Source organism: Streptomyces sp. NRRL S-1022, assembly GCF_000720135.1.
Lineage (GTDB): Bacteria > Actinomycetota > Actinomycetes > Streptomycetales > Streptomycetaceae > Streptomyces.
This window is the reverse complement of sequence record NZ_JOIU01000018.1, coordinates 116,479-133,543: the sequence shown is the minus strand read 5'-3', so window position 1 is coordinate 133,543 and position 17,065 is coordinate 116,479. Positions and strand designations below refer to the sequence as shown.

At 72.2% G+C, this 17,065-nt stretch carries 15 protein-coding genes and 1 pseudogene; 7 read left to right on the top strand and 9 right to left on the bottom strand.

Annotated elements, in window-relative coordinates:
* Positions 1–122 precede the first annotated feature (122 nt).
* Entirely contained in the window at positions 123–764 is a 642-nt protein-coding gene (locus IG05_RS0125800) for a DUF6758 family protein (protein ID WP_037814714.1), read from the bottom strand.
* Positions 765–843: 79 nt separating this feature from the next.
* Between IG05_RS0125800 and IG05_RS45690 the strand changes: the two are divergent.
* Positions 844–1,865: pseudogene (locus IG05_RS45690) on the top strand (MFS transporter).
* 51 nt (positions 1,866–1,916) lie between these two features.
* Here IG05_RS45690 and IG05_RS0125785 read toward each other — a convergent pair.
* Positions 1,917–2,501, bottom strand: a complete 585-nt coding sequence (locus tag IG05_RS0125785) for a suppressor of fused domain protein (RefSeq protein WP_030346210.1) — start codon at positions 2,499–2,501, stop codon at positions 1,917–1,919.
* 457 nt (positions 2,502–2,958) lie between these two features.
* On the opposite strand from IG05_RS0125785, the gene IG05_RS0125780 reads away from it, so the two are divergent.
* Complete coding sequence (locus IG05_RS0125780) at positions 2,959–4,083, top strand: magnesium and cobalt transport protein CorA (RefSeq protein ID WP_030346208.1); 1,125 nt, start codon at positions 2,959–2,961, stop codon at positions 4,081–4,083.
* Positions 4,084–4,116: 33 nt separating this feature from the next.
* Entirely contained in the window at positions 4,117–4,632 is a 516-nt protein-coding gene (locus IG05_RS0125775) for a hypothetical protein (protein WP_030346206.1), read from the top strand.
* Between the two features lie 31 nt (positions 4,633–4,663).
* On the opposite strand, the gene IG05_RS0125770 is transcribed toward IG05_RS0125775, so the two are convergent.
* Positions 4,664–5,407, bottom strand: a complete 744-nt coding sequence (locus tag IG05_RS0125770) for a hypothetical protein (RefSeq protein WP_030346205.1) — start codon at positions 5,405–5,407, stop codon at positions 4,664–4,666.
* Between the two features lie 205 nt (positions 5,408–5,612).
* Between IG05_RS0125770 and IG05_RS0125765 the strand changes: the two genes are divergently transcribed.
* The 3 genes from IG05_RS0125765 to IG05_RS0125755 are packed head-to-tail and all read left to right on the top strand — an operon-like array spanning position 5,613 to position 8,683.
* Positions 5,613–6,902, top strand: a complete 1,290-nt coding sequence (locus tag IG05_RS0125765; RefSeq protein ID WP_030346203.1) for a magnesium transporter MgtE N-terminal domain-containing protein — start codon at positions 5,613–5,615, stop codon at positions 6,900–6,902.
* On the top strand, positions 6,892–7,506 hold the full coding sequence (locus IG05_RS0125760) for a DUF1003 domain-containing protein (RefSeq protein ID WP_030346201.1): 615 nt from the start codon (positions 6,892–6,894) through the stop codon (positions 7,504–7,506). Before IG05_RS0125765 ends, IG05_RS0125760 begins: the two co-directional genes overlap by 11 nt.
* Positions 7,507–7,549: 43 nt before the next feature.
* Positions 7,550–8,683 carry an Mrp/NBP35 family ATP-binding protein gene (locus tag IG05_RS0125755; RefSeq protein WP_030346199.1) on the top strand — a complete coding sequence of 378 codons (1,134 nt, stop codon included), beginning with the start codon at positions 7,550–7,552 and terminating at the stop codon, positions 8,681–8,683.
* A gap of 79 nt (positions 8,684–8,762) precedes the next feature.
* On the opposite strand, the gene IG05_RS0125750 is transcribed toward IG05_RS0125755, so the two are convergent.
* A complete protein-coding gene (locus IG05_RS0125750; RefSeq protein ID WP_030346198.1) occupies positions 8,763–9,164 on the bottom strand; it encodes a hypothetical protein in 402 nt (133 codons plus the stop codon).
* A 175-nt stretch (positions 9,165–9,339) separates the two neighbouring features.
* Here IG05_RS0125750 and IG05_RS0125745 point away from each other — a divergent pair, with 175 nt between their 5' ends.
* Complete coding sequence (locus tag IG05_RS0125745) at positions 9,340–11,826, top strand: DUF6185 family protein (RefSeq protein WP_030346197.1); 2,487 nt, start codon at positions 9,340–9,342, stop codon at positions 11,824–11,826.
* Between the two features lie 48 nt (positions 11,827–11,874).
* Here IG05_RS0125745 and IG05_RS0125740 read toward each other — a convergent pair whose 3' ends face one another.
* The 5 genes from IG05_RS0125740 to sigE all read right to left on the bottom strand — a co-directional run bounded on the left by IG05_RS0125740 (position 11,875) and on the right by sigE (position 16,998).
* Complete coding sequence (locus IG05_RS0125740; RefSeq protein WP_030346196.1) at positions 11,875–12,540, bottom strand: hypothetical protein; 666 nt, start codon at positions 12,538–12,540, stop codon at positions 11,875–11,877.
* Between the two features lie 247 nt (positions 12,541–12,787).
* Positions 12,788–13,237 (bottom strand): sec-independent translocase, encoded by a 450-nt coding sequence (locus IG05_RS0125735; RefSeq protein WP_030346195.1) that lies wholly within the window; start codon positions 13,235–13,237, stop codon positions 12,788–12,790.
* Between the two features lie 84 nt (positions 13,238–13,321).
* Positions 13,322–15,112: a trypsin-like peptidase domain-containing protein gene (locus IG05_RS0125730; protein WP_199808382.1), complete on the bottom strand. Its 1,791-nt coding sequence runs from the start codon at positions 15,110–15,112 to the stop codon at positions 13,322–13,324.
* 132 nt (positions 15,113–15,244) lie between these two features.
* Complete coding sequence (locus tag IG05_RS0125725) at positions 15,245–16,291, bottom strand: zf-HC2 domain-containing protein (RefSeq protein WP_030346193.1); 1,047 nt, start codon at positions 16,289–16,291, stop codon at positions 15,245–15,247.
* Positions 16,288–16,998 (bottom strand): RNA polymerase sigma factor SigE, encoded by a 711-nt coding sequence (gene sigE / locus IG05_RS0125720; RefSeq protein WP_037814708.1) that lies wholly within the window; start codon positions 16,996–16,998, stop codon positions 16,288–16,290. Before sigE ends, IG05_RS0125725 begins: the two co-directional genes overlap by 4 nt.
* Positions 16,999–17,065: the final 67 nt, after the last annotated feature.

The following is a 17,065-nucleotide window of genomic DNA, read 5'->3' as shown; positions in this document are numbered from 1 at the left end:
CCCCGGACTGTCACACCCGCACCCGCCGAGCACCCCCTACCGTGAAAGGGCGCGGGGAACCGCGCGGGCCGGCTGGGACGGCCCGCGGCCGCCCCCGAACGGCACGCCCCGCCCCGGTGGCGCTACGGCCGGAGCAAGCGCGGCGACAACGCTCCGCAGGGCACCAGGTCTATCTCCGCACCCGCGTCCCGCAGATCGGTCAGCACCAGCTCGTCGTACATGAGCAGACCGGACTGCTCGGGCCACATCACCGCCCACAGCCACATCCCGAGCGCCTCGCCGGCGAAGACGGCCCGGTCGTCGGGGGTGCGGTACACGTGCCAGAGGGGTGTCGGGCGGCCGGCGGCGAGCACCTTGGCCTGCGGGGGCTTCTCGACGTTCATGTACGACCCGGGATCGGGGCCGTCGATGCCGGCGTAGTACGCGCCGAGGCCGACGCCCAGCTCCTCGGCGATGAGGATCATCTCGCCCGGGCCGCCGAGCGGGCCGGGGCCCGAGCAGGCGACCGCGGTCGCCCGGCCGCCACTGCGGTCGTCACCGGCGTAGGCCACACCGGTGAACAGCCAGCCGACCGGCAGCGGCCACGGCATCCACACCGGCACCTGGGTGCGGTGCACCACGACGTTGAGCGCCTCGACGCTGGGCGGGATCACGGGCTGCAGCGGATACACCGGACCGTGCGCATCGCACTGCCACGCATCGGCGAAGAGTCCGGGAGCCCTGACGCGGCCTCCGCACCTCGGGCAACTGGGTTCGCCCCTCATAGGGCTCCACGCTCCTACCCCGGCCCGCCCACGTCAAGGACGATCACCCGTCCGGCAAATTCGATGCACCATGCACTAAATAGCCGAGCCAACTTCCGAGCGGAGTACAGACGAACCTGACGCGGCCAAGGCGCTCCGGGCCACGGCCGGCGCCTCCGTCGTCGCCTTCATGGGCATCGGCCTCGTCGACCCGGTCCTGCCGTCGATCGCCCGGGGCCTGGACGCCACCGCCAGCCAGGTGTCCCTGCTCTTCACCTCGTACTTCCTGATCACCGCCGTCGCCATGCCGCTGACCGGCTTCGTCTCCAGCCGCATCGGCGGACGCTGGACCCTGCTCCTCGGCCTCGCCTTCGCGGGCCTCGCCGGCACCTCGGACAGCGTCGGCCGGCTCGTCGGGTTCCGGGCCGGCCGGGGTCCCGGCAACGCGCTCTTCGTCTCCACCGCGCTCGCGGTCATCGTGGGCGCGGCGGCCGGCGGCAGCCCGGCGGCGATCCTGCTCTACGAGTCCGCGCCCGGCCTCGGCATGGCCTGCGGCCCGCCGCTCGGCGCGGTCCTCGGCGACGTCAGCCGGCGCCACCCCTTCTTCGGTACGGCCACGCTGATGGCGATCGGCTTCCTGTGCATCACGTCGTTCCTGAAGGAGCAGCCGAGGCCGGCCCGCCAGACCTCGGTCCTCGACCCCCTCAGGGCACTCCGCCACGGCGGCCTCGCCACGGCGGCGGTCTCGGCCTTCTTCTACACCTACACGTTCTTCACCGTGCCGGCCTTCACCCCGTTCGTGCTGGACATGACGCCGTACCGCTCGGGCGCGGTCTTCTTCGCCTGGGGTGTGCCGCTCGCCGCGGACGTGCTCGCACTCGGCTACGGCGACCACACGACGGCCGTCGTCTGCACGATCCTGTCCGGCGCCCTCATCGGCGTGAACAACACCGTGTACACCGAGCCGGCCCTCGGCGTGCCGGACGCCCCGCGCCCGGTGGCGAGCGCGGGCTACGACTTCCTCCGCCGGTTCGCCGCCGCCGCGGCGCCCTACTTCGCGCGGCCGAGGAGCTTCAGACGGCCCACGCCACCGAGGACGGGGCCGACGTCTTCGCCAACTGACCGGATCCGGCCTTGTGTTGGTGAGTTCGGTCACCCCGGTCCCGGTGCGGCTCAGTCCAGCGGGACGGATCCGCGGGCGGGATCCCTCAGGTCCGTCCCGTGTCCGAGCCAGCGCTCCTGGAGGGCCTGGGCGCCGTGCACCCGCTTCCAGGCGGCCTCGTTCGGGGTCATCGGCAGCAGCGGCAGGAACCGTACGGGGTCCATCGGGGCGTCCAGCTCCAGGTCCTCCACCAGCCCGCCGGGCTCGCCCACCAGGACGGAGGTGAAGGGGGCCCCGGGCCACAGCGGATCGCCCACGTCGAGCGAGGCGCCCGGCGTCACCACCAGGCCCTCCACCTGCGGGGTCGCGGCCAGTACGGCGAGCGGGCGGAGCACCTTGTCGGTGTCGGCGAGGCCCGCGCGGACGGACAGGACCAGTTCGGCGCGCGGGCCCTCGACCGGATCGGCGAGCATCGCCGAGGGATCCGTCATGGGGTGCCGGGACATGCCGAGGGTGGCGTACCGGACGACGTCCCCCTCCTGGAAGCGGAGCACCTCGAAACGGTCCGTACCGAGGAAGGTGACGGCGGCCCGGGCGTCCGGTTCGCCCAGCGCGGTGGTCAACCGGGCCTCGACCAGAGGAAGAACATCAACCATGCACCGAGCATAGAACTCGTCAGTAGGGGGCAAAGCGGCGCCTTGACAGTACGGGCGGCTGGTACTCTGAGCCGGTGGTTCGGGGCAGCACGCCAAGCGTGGCTATCGGGTCCCGACGCCGACGAGACTCCCTTACGAGGGACCGGCCGGAGGAGGTGGGGCTGTCATGGATCGAAGTCGACCGTGCAGTACCACTCGCTCTTCCGGCTGCTGATGTAGTTCCCGGCTGGCCGCCGCCTTCCTTTGCGCTTCGTCGTTCGGAAGAGCACTTCGTCTCGCTCTGCCTGATCTGTCTGATCTGAATCAGTTCTGCATCAGCAGCGAAGTCGCCACCGCGACGGTGCGGTGCTCCCCGCTTTGTGGACGTGCCAAACATGCACAGCCAGGACGTCCCCATTCCGGGTAGTTCCACCCGTTGCCGCGCGCCCTCGCTGCCCGCCTGCGAAGGAGCCTGCCCATGTCGATGATCCGCGACCTGCGTGCCGTGGTCCGCCCGTCCTCCCGCGTCTCGCTGCGCAAGGACACGAGCCCCTCGTACGACACCACGCGCGCCCCCGGCACCTCCTCGGCCGTCGTCGACTGCGCCGTCTACCGCGACGGCGCCCGTGTGCAGAGCGCGGGCCCGCTCACCCCGCAGGAGGCGATGCGGCTGGTCCGCCGCGACGGCGGCTTCGTCTGGATCGGGCTGCACGAGCCCACCGAGGCCGAATTCGCCGGTATCGCGGGCGAGTTCGGGCTGCACCCGCTGGCCGTCGAGGACGCGGTGCAGGCCCACCAGCGGCCCAAGCTGGAGCGGTACGACGACTCGCTGTTCACCGTCTTCAAGACCATCCACTACGTCGAGCACGACCGGCTCACCGCCAACAGCGAGGTCGTGGAGACCGGCGAGGTCATGTGCTTCACCGGCCGGGACTTCTTCATCACCGTCCGGCACGGCGGCCAGGGCTCGCTGCGCGCCCTGCGCCACCGCCTCCAGGACGACCCGGAGCTGCTCGCCAAGGGCCCCTCGGCCGTGCTGCACGCCATCGCCGACCACGTCGTGGACGGTTACATCGCGGTCGCCGACGCCGTGCAGGACGACATCGACGAGGTGGAGACCGAGGTCTTCTCGCCCGGCCGCAAGGGCGGGGTCTCGCGCGGTGTGGACTCGGCGCGGATCTACCAACTCAAGCGCGAGGTGCTGGAGTTCAAGCGGGCGGTGGCGCCGCTGCTGCGGCCCATGCAGCTGCTGAGCGAGCGGCCGATGCGGCTGATCGACCCCGACATCCAGAAGTACTTCCGGGACGTCGCCGACCACCTCGCCCGGGTCCAGGAGCAGGTGCTGGGCTTCGACGAACTGCTCAACTCCATCCTCCAGGCCAACCTCGCGCAGGCGTCCGTCGCGCAGAACGAGGACATGCGCAAGATCACCGCCTGGGCCGCGATCATCGCCGTGCCCACGATGGTGTGCGGGGTGTACGGGATGAACTTCCAGTACATGCCCGAGCTGCACTGGAAGTACGGCTACCCGGTGATCATGGGCGTCACGGTCGCCCTGTGCCTGGGCATCCACCGCACGCTCAAGCGGAACGGCTGGCTGTGAGCGGGCCGGTACGGCCTGGTTAGGCTGGGGCGCATGACTAGCGAGCTGCTCGACCGGGCCCTCATCGAGGAGGCCTCGAAGAAGTCCGGCCTGATCTGGGTCAGGGGCGCCGGTGCCCCGGCCGCGCGTGCGCTGTGGCACGTGTGGCACGAGGGCGCGCTGTGCGTCGTCGGCGACGGTCCCGGTGAGCAGCCGCTGGAGGGACTGGCCGACGGCGGCTCCGCCGAGGTGAGCGTGCGCAGCAAGGACAAGGGCGGCCGGCTGGTGACGTTCCCGGTGACCGTGTCCGAGGCGGCGCCCGGCTCCGCGGAGTGGGAGACGGCCGTCGCCGAGCTGAAGGGCAAGCGGCTGAACGCCCCCGACGGCGAGGAGATGCCGGCCCGCTGGGCCCGCGAGTGCCGGGTGCTGCGCCTGGTGCCGGCGGGTTCCGTGGCCCCGCTGCCCTCCGGCGACCTGGCCGAACGCCCCGTACCGACCCCGGCCACCACCCGCGGACCGGTCCCGGCGGCCCTGCCGAAGCTGCTGCTCAAGCGCCGCAAGAGGAAATGAACGGCACCGGGCCGGCGCCCCGGCGGCCGTCCTACGACGTCGGCAGCTGCCTGCCGTAGTCCACCGTCTCCGACTTGGCCGGTTCCTCGACGGTGAAGTTCTTGCCCCAGTCGGAGAAGCGGAGCGTCCCCGCGTCGCCGGCGCGGACCAGGCGCAGCGGGTAGGGCGTGCCCTGGAGGGAGACGTCCAGCGTGCCGCCGGCGCCGTTGTCACCGGTGATGCGGATCGTGCGGGTACCCGACTGATCGGCGTGGTGGCCGTCCGTCGCCAGCGCGCCGTGCAGTGTCAGCAGACCGTCGAGGAGGACGTCCTTGTCCGTGAAGCCGCTGAACTTCTTGTACGCGGGATCGCGCTGCGGGACCTTCACGTACTTGCCGTCCAGCTTGCCCGTGCCGCCGTCGCCGCCGTCGGCGTGGCTCCAGAAGCCCGCGTCCGCCTTGAGGTACAGCTCCCGACCGATCCGCAGCAGCCGGAAGGCGGCCCCCTGCGTGGTCACCGAGCCGGTGCCGCCGTCGGCCTTGAGCTGCATGTCCAGGCGGTACGTACGGCCGCTGGTGACCACGGTCCCGGAGAGCCGGACGGCGGGGGCCGCGTCCGCCGCGGCCCGCGTCTTCGCCTGGATCTTCGCCGGGGGCAGCTTGCCCACCCCGTTGGTCCCCGCGTCCGGATCGTCACCGCCGCACCCCGACAGCACCATCGCTCCCGTCACGGCCAGTGCGCAGCTCGCGGTCACCAGCACGGACCGGCGGGTACGGCCCTGGGGAATCGCAGTCACGGGTGGGGTCGCCTTTCTGACGGTTCCTGAGCGGCGTACCGCAGCGTACCGGTGCTCCGCCCACCCGGCGGAGCCAGTCCGTCCGGACCCCCCACCAGGGCGTATCCGACCGGTACGGGCTAGCCTGAAGCGCACCCGAGCGGGCAATTCCGAGCAAATCCCACACCGCAGTCCCCAGCGTCTCCCAGGCAAAGGAAGCAGAGCCATGGCAGCCGGCGCCCCCCGGATCTTCGTCTCGCACCTGGCCGGGGTTCCCGTCTTCGATCCGACCGGCGACCAGGTGGGCCGCGTACGCGACGTGGTCGTCATGCTGCGCGTCCGGCGACGGCCCCCGCGCGTCCTCGGGCTGGTGGTCGAACTGTCCACCAGGCGCCGTATCTTCCTGCCCATGACCCGGGTCACGGGCATCGAGTCCGGCCAGGTCATCACCACCGGCGTGGTCAACGTCCGCCGCTTCGAGCAGCGGCCCACGGAGCGGCTCGTCTTCGGCGAGCTGCTGGACCGGCGGGTGACCCTGGTGGAGACCGGCGAGGAGGTCACCGTCCTCGACGTGTCCGTGCAGCAGCTGCCCGCCCGCCGCGACTGGGAGGTCGACCGGGTCTTCCTGCGCAAGGGCCGCAAGGGCAGTGCCTTCCGGCGGGCGAAGGGCGAGACGCTGACCGCCGAGTGGTCGGCCGTCACCGGGTTCTCCCTGGAGGAGCACGGGCAGGGCGCCGAGAGCCTGCTCGCCACCTTCGAGCAGCTGCGCCCCGCCGACCTCGCCAACGTGCTGCACCACCTGTCCCCGAAGCGGCGGGCCGAGGTCGCCGCCGCCCTGGACGACGACCGGCTCGCCGACGTCCTGGAGGAGCTGCCGGAGGACGACCAGATCGAGATCCTCGGGAAGCTGAAGGAGGAGCGCGCGGCGGACGTGCTGGAGGCGATGGACCCCGACGACGCGGCCGACCTGCTCTCCGAACTCCCCGAGGAGGACAAGGAGCGGCTGCTGAGCCTGATGCAGCCCTCCGACGCGGCCGACATGCGCCGCCTGATGTCGTACGAGGAGCACACGGCCGGCGGTCTGATGACGACGGAGCCGATCGTGCTGCGGCCGGACGCCACCGTCGCCGACGCGCTCGCCCGGGTCCGCAACCCGGACCTGTCCCCCGCCCTCGCCGCCCAGGTCTACGTCTGCCGGCCGCCCGACGAGACCCCGACCGGCAAGTACCTGGGCACCGTGCACTTCCAGCGGCTGCTGCGGGACCCGCCGTACACCCTGGTCAGCTCGCTCGTGGACGACGACCTGCAAGCGCTGGACCCGGACGCCGCGCTGCCGGTCGTCGCCGGGTTCTTCGCCACGTACGACATGGTGGCCGCGCCCGTCGTGGACGAGTCCGGCTCGCTGCTCGGCGCGGTGACCGTGGACGACGTACTGGACCACATGCTGCCCGACGACTGGCGGGAGACCGAGTTCCACCTGGACGAGGGAGAGGAGGCGCCCGCACATGGCTCCTGAGCGCGAGACCGCGACCCGCGAGCGGCAACCGGCGGGCGCCACGGCCGCCGGACGGCCCCGGGCGGCCCGGCTGGACCAGCCGCGCCCGCCGCGCCACCGGATCCTGCCCGAGTGGGACCCGGAGGCCTTCGGCCGGCTGTCGGAGAAGATCGCCCGGTTCCTGGGGACCGGACGCTTCATCGTGTGGATGACGGTCGTCATCATCGTGTGGGTGGTGTGGAACGTCGCCGCGCCCCACCACCTGCGCTTCGACCAGTACCCGTTCATCTTCCTCACCCTGATGCTGTCGCTGCAGGCGTCCTACGCGGCCCCGCTGATCCTGCTCGCGCAGAACCGGCAGGACGACCGCGACCGGGTCAACCTGGAGCAGGACCGCAAGCAGAACGAGCGGTCCATCGCCGACACGGAGTACCTGACCCGGGAGATCGCCGCGCTGCGCACGGGCCTGGGCGAGGTCGCCACCCGGGACTGGATCCGCTCGGAACTCCAGGACCTGATGAAGGAGCTGGACGAACGCCGCCGGCACGACGGGCACCCCGGCCACGTCGTATTCCCGGCGGAACGGGCGGAACGCCCGCCCGGACGTGACACAGACGACCGCTGAGAGGCATCCCTCAGGCCCCCCGGCGCGCCGTACCATCGTCCTTATGGCTACGGAAGACGCGGTGCGCGAGGCACTGGCGACGGTGAACGACCCCGAGATCAACCGCCCGATCACCGAACTCGGGATGGTCAAATCGGTGGAGATCGGCGCGGACGGAGCGGTCGCGGTCACCGTGTACCTGACGGTGTCCGGCTGCCCGATGCGCGACACCATCACGCAGCGCGTCACCGAGGCGGTCTCCCGGGTCGAGGGCGTCACCCGCGTCGACGTCACCCTGGACGTGATGAGCGACGAGCAGCGCAAGGAGCTGGCGGCGGCCCTGCGCGGCGGCCAGGCCGAGCGCGAGGTCCCCTTCGCCAGGCCCGGCAACCTCACCCGGGTCTACGCGGTCGCGTCCGGCAAGGGCGGCGTCGGCAAGTCCTCGGTGACGGTGAACCTGGCCGCGGCCATGGCCGCCGACGGCCTGAAGGTCGGTGTCGTGGACGCCGACATCTACGGCCACAGCGTGCCGCGCATGCTGGGCGCCGACGGCCGGCCCACCCAGGTCGAGAACATGATCATGCCGCCGTCCGCGAACGGCGTGAAGGTCATCTCCATCGGCATGTTCACCCCGGGCAACGCCCCGGTCGTCTGGCGTGGCCCGATGCTGCACCGCGCCCTCCAGCAGTTCCTCGCGGACGTCTACTGGGGCGACCTGGACGTCCTGCTGCTGGACCTGCCGCCCGGCACCGGCGACATCGCGATCTCCGTGGCCCAGCTGGTCCCGAACGCCGAGATCCTGGTCGTGACGACCCCGCAGCAGGCGGCGGCCGAGGTGGCCGAGCGCGCGGGCTCGATCGCCGTGCAGACCCACCAGAAGATCGTCGGCGTGGTCGAGAACATGTCCGGCCTGCCCTGCCCGCACTGCGGCGAGATGGTCGACGTCTTCGGCACGGGCGGCGGCCAGCTGGTCGCCGACGGCCTGACCCGCACGACCGGTACGACCGTCCCGGTCCTCGGCAACATCCCGATCGACGTCCGCCTGCGCGAGGGCGGCGACGAGGGCAAGCCGGTGGTCCTGACCGACCCCGACTCCCCGGCGGGCTCGGCCCTGCGCTCGATCGCCGGCAAGCTGGGCGGCCGCCAGCGGGGCCTGTCGGGCCTGTCGCTGGGGATCACCCCGAAGAACAAGTTCTGAGCCGGCCTGTCTGAGCGGCTACGGCACAGGGGCGCCCGTTCTTCCCGACGGCGCCCCTTCGCCGTACCCGGTCACGCGCTCAACCGTCCTCGCGCTCCTCCGCGTGCCCCGGGCAGAGGTCGAGCTTGGTGCACAGCAGGATCTCCTGGTACCCGCCTCCGCCGGATCCGGCGCCGGACTCACGCTCCGCGTGCGGCACGAACCGCCACTGCGACGCCCGGGTGTGCCGGGTCCTGTCCGCCTTCTCCACCTGGACGTGGAGCGTGCGGGCCGCGGGGTCGTTCGTCTCCACGAGGACCTCGTCCGCGGCGAGCGGGAAGTGGTCGTGCAGCAGGCACAGGCCGAAGCGGTCCAGGTTGCCGTGCTTGGCGAGCACCGCCACCACGTCCCGGACGAATTCCGCGTCCCCGGGGCCGAGCCCCTCGGCTTCCTCGAAGCGGGGAAGCGGGGTGCGTGGAGCGGAAACGTTTATGTCGGTCATGGCCCCTCCGTCAGATTGTTGACGGTACATCGGATTCCATTATCAGCCACCGATTATTTTCCCGCAATTCCACGGACGCCGGGCCGATGGGGTGGCCTTCCGGAGTCCCTTCCGCGTGTCCGGAAGCATGACACGCGCGACGTCGATAAATTCCTCCGGAAGGAGGTGGCGGGCGTTGAAGGGGATCCGGTGGTGGCAGCTTCTGCCCTTGATTGTCGCGGCCGTGATGTGGTGGGGGTGCTCCCCTTCACAAGCCGGGCAGAACGATAACAGCAAATGCTGGGAAAAGCAGCTCGAAAGCAGTCACGTGCACGCCGTGATTCGATTCGACCAGCATGTGGAGAGTAGCGTGAGCATCTACTCCGACATGACGATCGACATCCCTCGGACCGAGTGGCCACTGACGGAACAACTGCTTCTCGACAAGCACTCCCCGCAATACCTGCACGCGATGCGCTGCCTGCTGCGCGGGCAGGACAAGGCGCTCCGCACGACGGAGTGGCGGAGCGAAGACCCGCAGGTGACGGACCGGGGCGGAGACGTCCGGGTGGAGTACGACTCTTTCGCGCGGATTACGGATTACGGCCGAGTCAGGCTTGGCCCCTGGGTGATCACATCGAAAAACAGGAGCACGTGGACGGCTTCCCTGAAGCCGACGACGCTGCAGAATTCCCACTGGACCGTCGCGGCCGTGATGGGAGGCCTGACATTCGATGACACGCAGAACTCCGCCTCGCCCGAGAACGGTAAGTGGACGTGGGAAGAGGTCCCGCTCGCAAAGATCACCTTCGACTTCGGTCTTCCGTGGCAGCGCTGGTGGGTTCTGACCTATGACCGATCGATCTGGAGCAAGTTCGGCATCGGGGCCTGGTGGGTGTGCGGTTCGTTCGTGATCGCCCTGGCCGCGTACCGCGGGCGGCAGCGGCTCCCTTCATCCGCGCACGACGGCCACAGGGACAGCGCCGTCCAGGCCGTCCTGCAGTGGGCCCTGCTCAGCGGGTCGGTCGCCGTAATGCTCATCGTGCTCAGCTCTCGCCAGGTCAGTCCGCCGTGGAGTGCCTTCCTGTGCATCTCGGCCGGCCTGGCACTGACCCTCGTCGCCCGTCCCTGGATCGGTGGCACGCCCGTCCAGGCCCGCGCCGTGCGGGCCGCGGCCGTTTCCGTGGCGGCGGTCGGGTTGCTGGTGATCGTGGCGCCCCAGCTGTTCTACCTCCCGCCGCACCTGGTCACGAAGGCGGAACCGAGCGTCTCCGCCAAGGTCGGCTACGTGCTGATGGGCCTGGCGGCCGTGTGGCTGTGGCTGGCGGCCATGACCGCCTGGGCGTGGCGCTTCGCCCGCGAGGGACAGATGGCCCCCGCCTCCTGGACGAGGCGGTGGAACAGGGCTCCGGTCCTCTGCGTGACCCTGGTCTCCCTCCTGCTCGCAGCGGTCGCGGGCGGCCTGCTCGGCTGCCTGTGCTGGGCGAACGGGAACCAATGGGAGAGGTCTTCCTGGCTCGTCGGCCGGAACGCCGGTACGGGGCACGGCGCCTACGTCAGCAAGTACCTCTCGCAGCTCTCGTTCAGCTACGTGACGTTCGTCTTCACGTACACCTGGGTCCTGACGGGGGTCGCGCTGCTGGCCCTCCTGCGCTACCGCACCAGGACGCGGCAGCGGGCCGACGAGAGGGGCGAGAGGTCCGCGCTGGGGCCGGAAGGACCCGACGCGCTGCTCACCGCCGCGGTCTTCGCCTTCACCGCGGGCCTGCTGGGCGCCTCGTTCGCCGGGAACGCCGCTCAGTACCCGGTCTGGCTGCTGCTGAACATCGGCTCACTGTTCGGGGTCCTCTGGGCGGGACGACGGTGGTCGGTACTGAACCGCATGGGCGAGGCCTTCTGCCTGGACAGGCTGAAGAGCCAGGCGTGGCGCCAGGAGCTGATGCACCGGGCCCATGAGTTCCGCTGGCTCGAACACGAAGCGCGCGTGCTCGACAAGGGAGCGCACGCGAGCATGACGTCGGAGCAGGTGGAGGCTGGCCAGCGCGACATGCGGCGCTGGCTGCTGACCGGGTGCGACACTCGCAAGCCACCCCCCGGCCAGGTGAACGTCGTGGACATCGCCCTGGCCTGGGGCCCGGAAGGCCACTGGTGGGACAACGCGGTACGCGCCGCGCGCGTGGCCTTCTGGTTCGGCGTCCCGGCCAGCGTGGGGCTGCTCCTGCTGCAGCTGCGGTCGGCGTGGGAGTGGATGCGGCTCTCCCACGAGCCCACCGCCGTCCCGGAGGTCGTCGCGAAGTTCATCGCCTATCAGGCGGCCTGGGCCGCTGCCGGATTCGTGCTGGGCGCGCTATGGCGCCTGCTCCCCGGCCGTCCCAGCCCGGTCCGGGCGTGGAGCCTGGTCCTCGCCTATGCCGTGCCCGCCTGTCTCGCCGTCCTGCTCAACGCCTTCACTGGCGGGGTCTTCTTGTACCTGCTGCTCTACTCCCTGTTCATGGCCGTCATCCTGACGGCCACCAGCATCGCCCTGGACACGGCGACGTTCGCCGAGGACCAGCAGTACGCGCGCAGTCGTTTCGCACTGGTGGTGTCCATCTACCGGCTGCAGGGCGCGGCCGGGCACATCGCCTGGCTCCTCGGCCAGATGGCCGCGGCCACGCTGCTGTGGCAACACCTGATCGGCTAGCGGGGTCCGCCGGGCGGGCCGCGGCCGTGCCCGGCAGACCCGGCGGCGCTAGGCGTACGCGGTGATGTCCTTCACCGCGGCGAAGCCGAGGCCGTACGCGCTCATCCCCCGGCCGTAGGCCCCCAGGTGGACGCCCGCCTCCGTGGTGCCGGCCAGGACCCAGCCGAACTCGGATTCACGGTAGTGGAAGGAGGCCGCCACTCCGTCCACCGGGAGGGACAGCCTGGACCACTCCGGCCCCTCCAGGTCGTCGGCCAGTGCCCATGCCGTCTCGGTCTGCTGGTCCAGCCAGTCGTCGCGCAGGCTGTGGTCCATCTGGCCGGGCCAGGTGAACGACAGCAGCCCCACGCCGGCCAGCCAGGCCGCCGAGGACACCGAGGTCGCCTCCAGCAGGCCCGTGCCGTCGGCGCTGCGCCGGGACGGCTGCGCGGCGACGGTCACCACGACCGCGAACTTCTCCCGGGGTTCACCGGCCGAGCCGGTCTCGCCGCGGACCGAGGGCTCGTCCCCGTGCCCGATCGAACCGTGTTCGACGGCGCCGTCGGCCGCGGTGCCGACCTGCATCAGCCAGCGCGGCCCCGTGAACGCCTCGTCGAGGCCGTACCACGGGAAGGGCGCCCGCAGGTAACCGTCGACCGTACGCCGGGCGGAGGCGAGTTGCTGTCCGCCCTCCGCGGCCGGCGTCTGCGCGCCCACCCGACTCGTCGTCTCCATCTGCCCGGACGCCTCCTCGCTCTCGTCGGACCGGGGTGGCCCGCCCCCCTTCGGGCGTACGCGTCCGGTCCGCACAACAACTCGGCAGCATATCCACACCGCTGAGAGCGGCAGGGCAGGCGCCTGATGCGTGGGTCGCACGAACGGCCTGTTCAGGCCGTGTGCGCCGGGCCTGCGTTATGAGACGCGTCACGTGCACGGCGTACGCCCGCGTGCGCGTGTCGGCGAAAGGCGCTGCGGAGAGGACTTACGTGGCGTCCGCGTCGAAGGGCGGGCGGTCGTCGTCGCCCGGGGCCTCGGGCTTCTTGGTCATGTCGACACGGCCACCGGAGGCACCCGAGGAGGACGAGGAGGAGGGGGCGGACCCGGCGGCGTCGCGGCTGTGGACCGCGTCGGTGACCTCGGCCATCTCCTTCTTCAGGTCGAATCCGTTGCGGATCTCCGTCAGCCCCAGGTCCTCGTTGTCCAGCTGCTTGCGGAGGAACGTCTTGGGGTTGAGGTCCTCGAACTCGAAGTCCTTGAACTCCGGGCCCAGTTCGCTGCGGATGTCCTGCTTCGCGCTCTCCGAGAACTCGCGGATCTTCCGGATCGTGCGCATCACGTCCTGGATCACCTTCGGGAGCTTGTCCGGACCGAAGACGAGCACGGCGAGCACGATGATGGTCACCAGCTCCAGTGGTCCTATGTCATTGAACACCTGACGCTCCTTGCGATGTCCTCGGTCGCTCAACGGTACCCGGCGTTCCCGTCCGACCGGTACCGTCCCAAGGTGAGACTTGTGTCAGTTCTGCTCCGACGCGCCCAGTACCAGTGACACCTTCCGTTCGATGCCGTCGTGTCCCACCGTGAGCCGCAGCCGGTCGCCGGGCCGGTGGGCGCGGATCTTGACGATCAGCTCCTCGCCGGTGTGCACGCGCTCCCCGCCGACCTCGGTGATGACGTCTCCCGCCCGCAGGCCCGCCCGCTCGCCGGGGCCGCCCCTGAGGACGGCGGGGCCGCCACCGGCGCTCTTGTCGTCGATCCGGGCGCCGTCGCCGGTGTAGCCCATGTCCAGGGTGACGCCGATCACCGGATGGGTGGCCCGGCCGTCGTTGATCAGTTCCTCGGCGACCCGTTTGGCCTGGTTGACGGGTATGGCGAAGCCGAGGCCGATGGAGCCGGCCTGGCCGCCGTCGGAGTCGGTGCCGCTGCCGGCGGAGCGGATGGCGGAGTTGATGCCGATGACCTGGGCCCGGGAGTCGAGCAGCGGACCGCCGGAGTTGCCCGGGTTGATCGGGGCGTCGGTCTGGAGGGCGTCGACGTACGACACGTCGCTGCCGTCGCTCTTCTCCCCGCCGGCCGTGATGGGCCGCTCCTTGGCGCTGATGATGCCGGAGGTGACCGTGTTGGCGAGGTCGAAGGGGGCGCCGATGGCGACGACGGGGTCGCCGACCTTGACGTCGTCGGAGTTCCCGAGGGGCAGCGGGGTGAGGCCGCGGACGCCGTGGACCTGTACGACGGCGAGGTCGTAACCGCTGTCCCGGCCGACGACCTTGGCCTTGACGGTGTCGCCGCTGCCGAAGGTCACGGATATCTCGCCGCCCGTCCCGGCGGGCTCGACCACGTGGTTGTTGGTGAGGATGTGGCCGGCGGTGTCCAGCACGAAGCCCGTGCCGGTGCCCGCCTCGTCGGCCCCTCTGACGTGCAGCGTCACCACGCTGGGCAGGGCGCGGGCGGCGATCCCGGCCACGCTGTCCGGTGCCCGGCCGGCCGGCACGCTCCCGGCCTGCGGCAGCCGTACCCCGCCGCCGAGGCCGTCCCGCTCGACGTAGGCGCCGACGGCTCCGCCGACACCCGCGGCGAGGAGGGCGACGACCACGGTCCACACGAACAGGAACCGCCTCGCGCGCCGGGTGCCCTGCCGCTCGGTGAGCACTCCGGCGCCGGTCTGCTGCAACGGCCCCCGGGCGAGCGCCTGCTCCGTGGCGGAACCGGCCGCCCAGGGGTCGTAGCGGCCCCAGGGCCCGGCGGCGGTGTGCGGCGCGGGGCCGGCCGGCGGCGGGGTTCCCGGCGCGGGCACCGGTACGCCCGGCACGGGGCCGGTGGGGGCCTGCACAGGGCCGGTGGAGGCCTGCACGGGGCCGGTGGAGGCCTGCACGGGGCCGGTGGAGGCCTGCACGGGGCCGGTGGAGGCCTGCTGGGGCGCCGGCGAGCCCGCGGGGGCGGGGACGGCCGTTCCGGGGGCCGGGGTGGCCGCGGGGTGCTGGACCGGCGGCGCCGGGGCCCAGGGGCCGGGCTCGCCGTACGGCGGGGTGCTGTACGGATCGGGGTCGTGCAGCGGCCTGGGCCGCTCGGCGGGAGCCGCCCAGCCGGTCTCCCCGGGCCCTGCGGCCTCGCCCGCGTCGGCCGCCACGGCGTCACGCTCGTCGGTGCCGGCGGACGGGACGGGCACCGGCTTGGCCAGCTCGAAGTCGCCGTCGGCCCCGGTGTCCCCCGGTACGGTCCCCCCGGTGCCCGCGGCCGGGCCGACCGGTGCCGCCCCCGCCGCTCCCTCCGGTCCGTCCACCGGCGGGACACGGTTCCCCTCGTTCATGCTCTCCCCACGGCTGGGCCACGACCGGGCGCTGCCGCGGCCGTGGAACATCGGCTGCCGCTCCCGGGTCGTCGCCGCGGGCACGGCCTCACAGGATTCAACCAGGTTCGCGGGCCGTGACGCAGTGGCAGGTCAGGGCGACGGGTGGGGCGCGGCCGGAGAGGCCGGCGAGGCGGAGGGGACGGGGTCGGTGGCGGAAGCGGAGCCGGTGTCGGGGACGGGGGCGGACAGCAGGCCGGAGCCGGTGGCTTCGGCGGTGGCGGACCAGTCGGCGAGCGGCAGGGCCATGGTGTCGTCGAGCGGGCGTATCAGCGGGGAGACGGCGGCGGCGCCGGCCAGCACCGGAGCGGTCAGGGCGCGCACCGCCTCGCCGGGGGTCTGGGCGGCGGGGGCCGGCACCCCGGGCAGCAGCGGCGCGGACAGGGTCGTCGGCGCGGCCGGGACCGGGCCGGTCATCGGGACGCCCTGCGCGAGCAGCGGTCCGACCGTCCGGCGGCGCCGGCTGTCCGGCGTGGCCGCGGTGCCCGCCGAGCCGGCGCCCGCCGAGCGGACCGGGGTGACGTTGGTGCCGGCGCCGGTGCCGGCCCGGGCGTCCGTGGCCGGATCGCCGGGGACGGCGGTGGTCACACCGCCGAGGGCGATCGCGGCCAGCGACACCGCGCCGGCGGCGGCGAACGCGAACCGCAGCCCGCGCCAGGCGGGGCGGCCGTCGTCCGGGCGGCCGACGGGGTGGATGCGGAAGCCGCGGTCCTCGGGGGCGGGGACGCCGCCCGGGAGGTAGCCGTGCGCGCCGGCGGGGACGTACCCGAACGGGAGGCGCTCGCCGCGCCTCACGCCGAAGGCCCCGGGGGTCCCGGCCGGTCCGGTGGCTCCGCCGAGGAATCCGCCCCCGGGAGACGGCGTGCCGCCGCCGTCCGGGTCACCTCCTCCGGGGAGCCCCTGGAGACGGGCCAGGAAGCTCGCCGAGGGCGGCGGCGGGGCCGCCTCCGCGAACACGTTCTTCAGCGCGCGCTGGGCGTCCGCCTCCGCCTTGCACCGGGCGCAGGTGGCCAGGTGGGCGAGGACCCGCTCACGCGTCTCATGACCGAGCTCCCCGTCCACCAGGGCGGAGAGCCGGTCTCCCAGGTGCTGCTCAGCGAGATGTGCCTTCTCGACAGGTTTCGGCCAAGTTCCACTCACGCGGTCGCGCCCCCTCCCCCCAGAGCGGGGACCCGGGCCAGGAAGGAGCGGCGCTCGGCCGCGCGGGCCTCCGGGGAACGGTGCGCGAGGGCCTTGCGGAGCTGGGACCGGCCGCGGTGGATACGGGAGCGGACGGTGCCGAGCTTCACGCCGAGGGTCGCGGCGATCTCCTCGTACGACAGGCCCTCGATGTCGCACAGGACGACGGCGGCGCGGAACTCGGGCGCGAGGGTGTCGAGGGCCTGCTGGACGTCGGCGTCGAAGTGGGCGTCGTTGAACAGCTGCTGCGGGGTGGGCTCGCGGCTGGGCAGACGCTCGGCCGCGTCGTCGCCGAGGGCGTCGAAGCGGATGCGCTGCTTGCGCCGGACCATGTCCAGGAAGAGGTTCGTGGTGATGCGGTGCAGCCAGCCCTCGAAGGTGCCCGGCGAGTACGTGGACAGGGAGCGGAAGACGCGGACGAAGACCTCCTGCGTGAGGTCCTCCGCGTCGTGCTGGTTGCCCGTCAGGCGGTACGCGAGACGGTAGACCCGGCCGCTGTGCGTGCTGACGATCTCGTCCCACGTGGGCGGAGTCCACGCCTGCCCGTCCGCGTCGGTGGCGAAGGTCGCGGTCTGGGCCTCGCCTGCGGCGAGACCGGTGGCGTGGCTGTCAGCGGTGTCGGTCACGGATTTCGGCCTGCCCGCCGACCCGAGGAAGCGCCGCAGCACTCCGCCCCGATCCCCGGGCGCAGCCGCACCTCCCCTGTCGGCTCTGGTGGTGTCCAGTGGAGCCCCT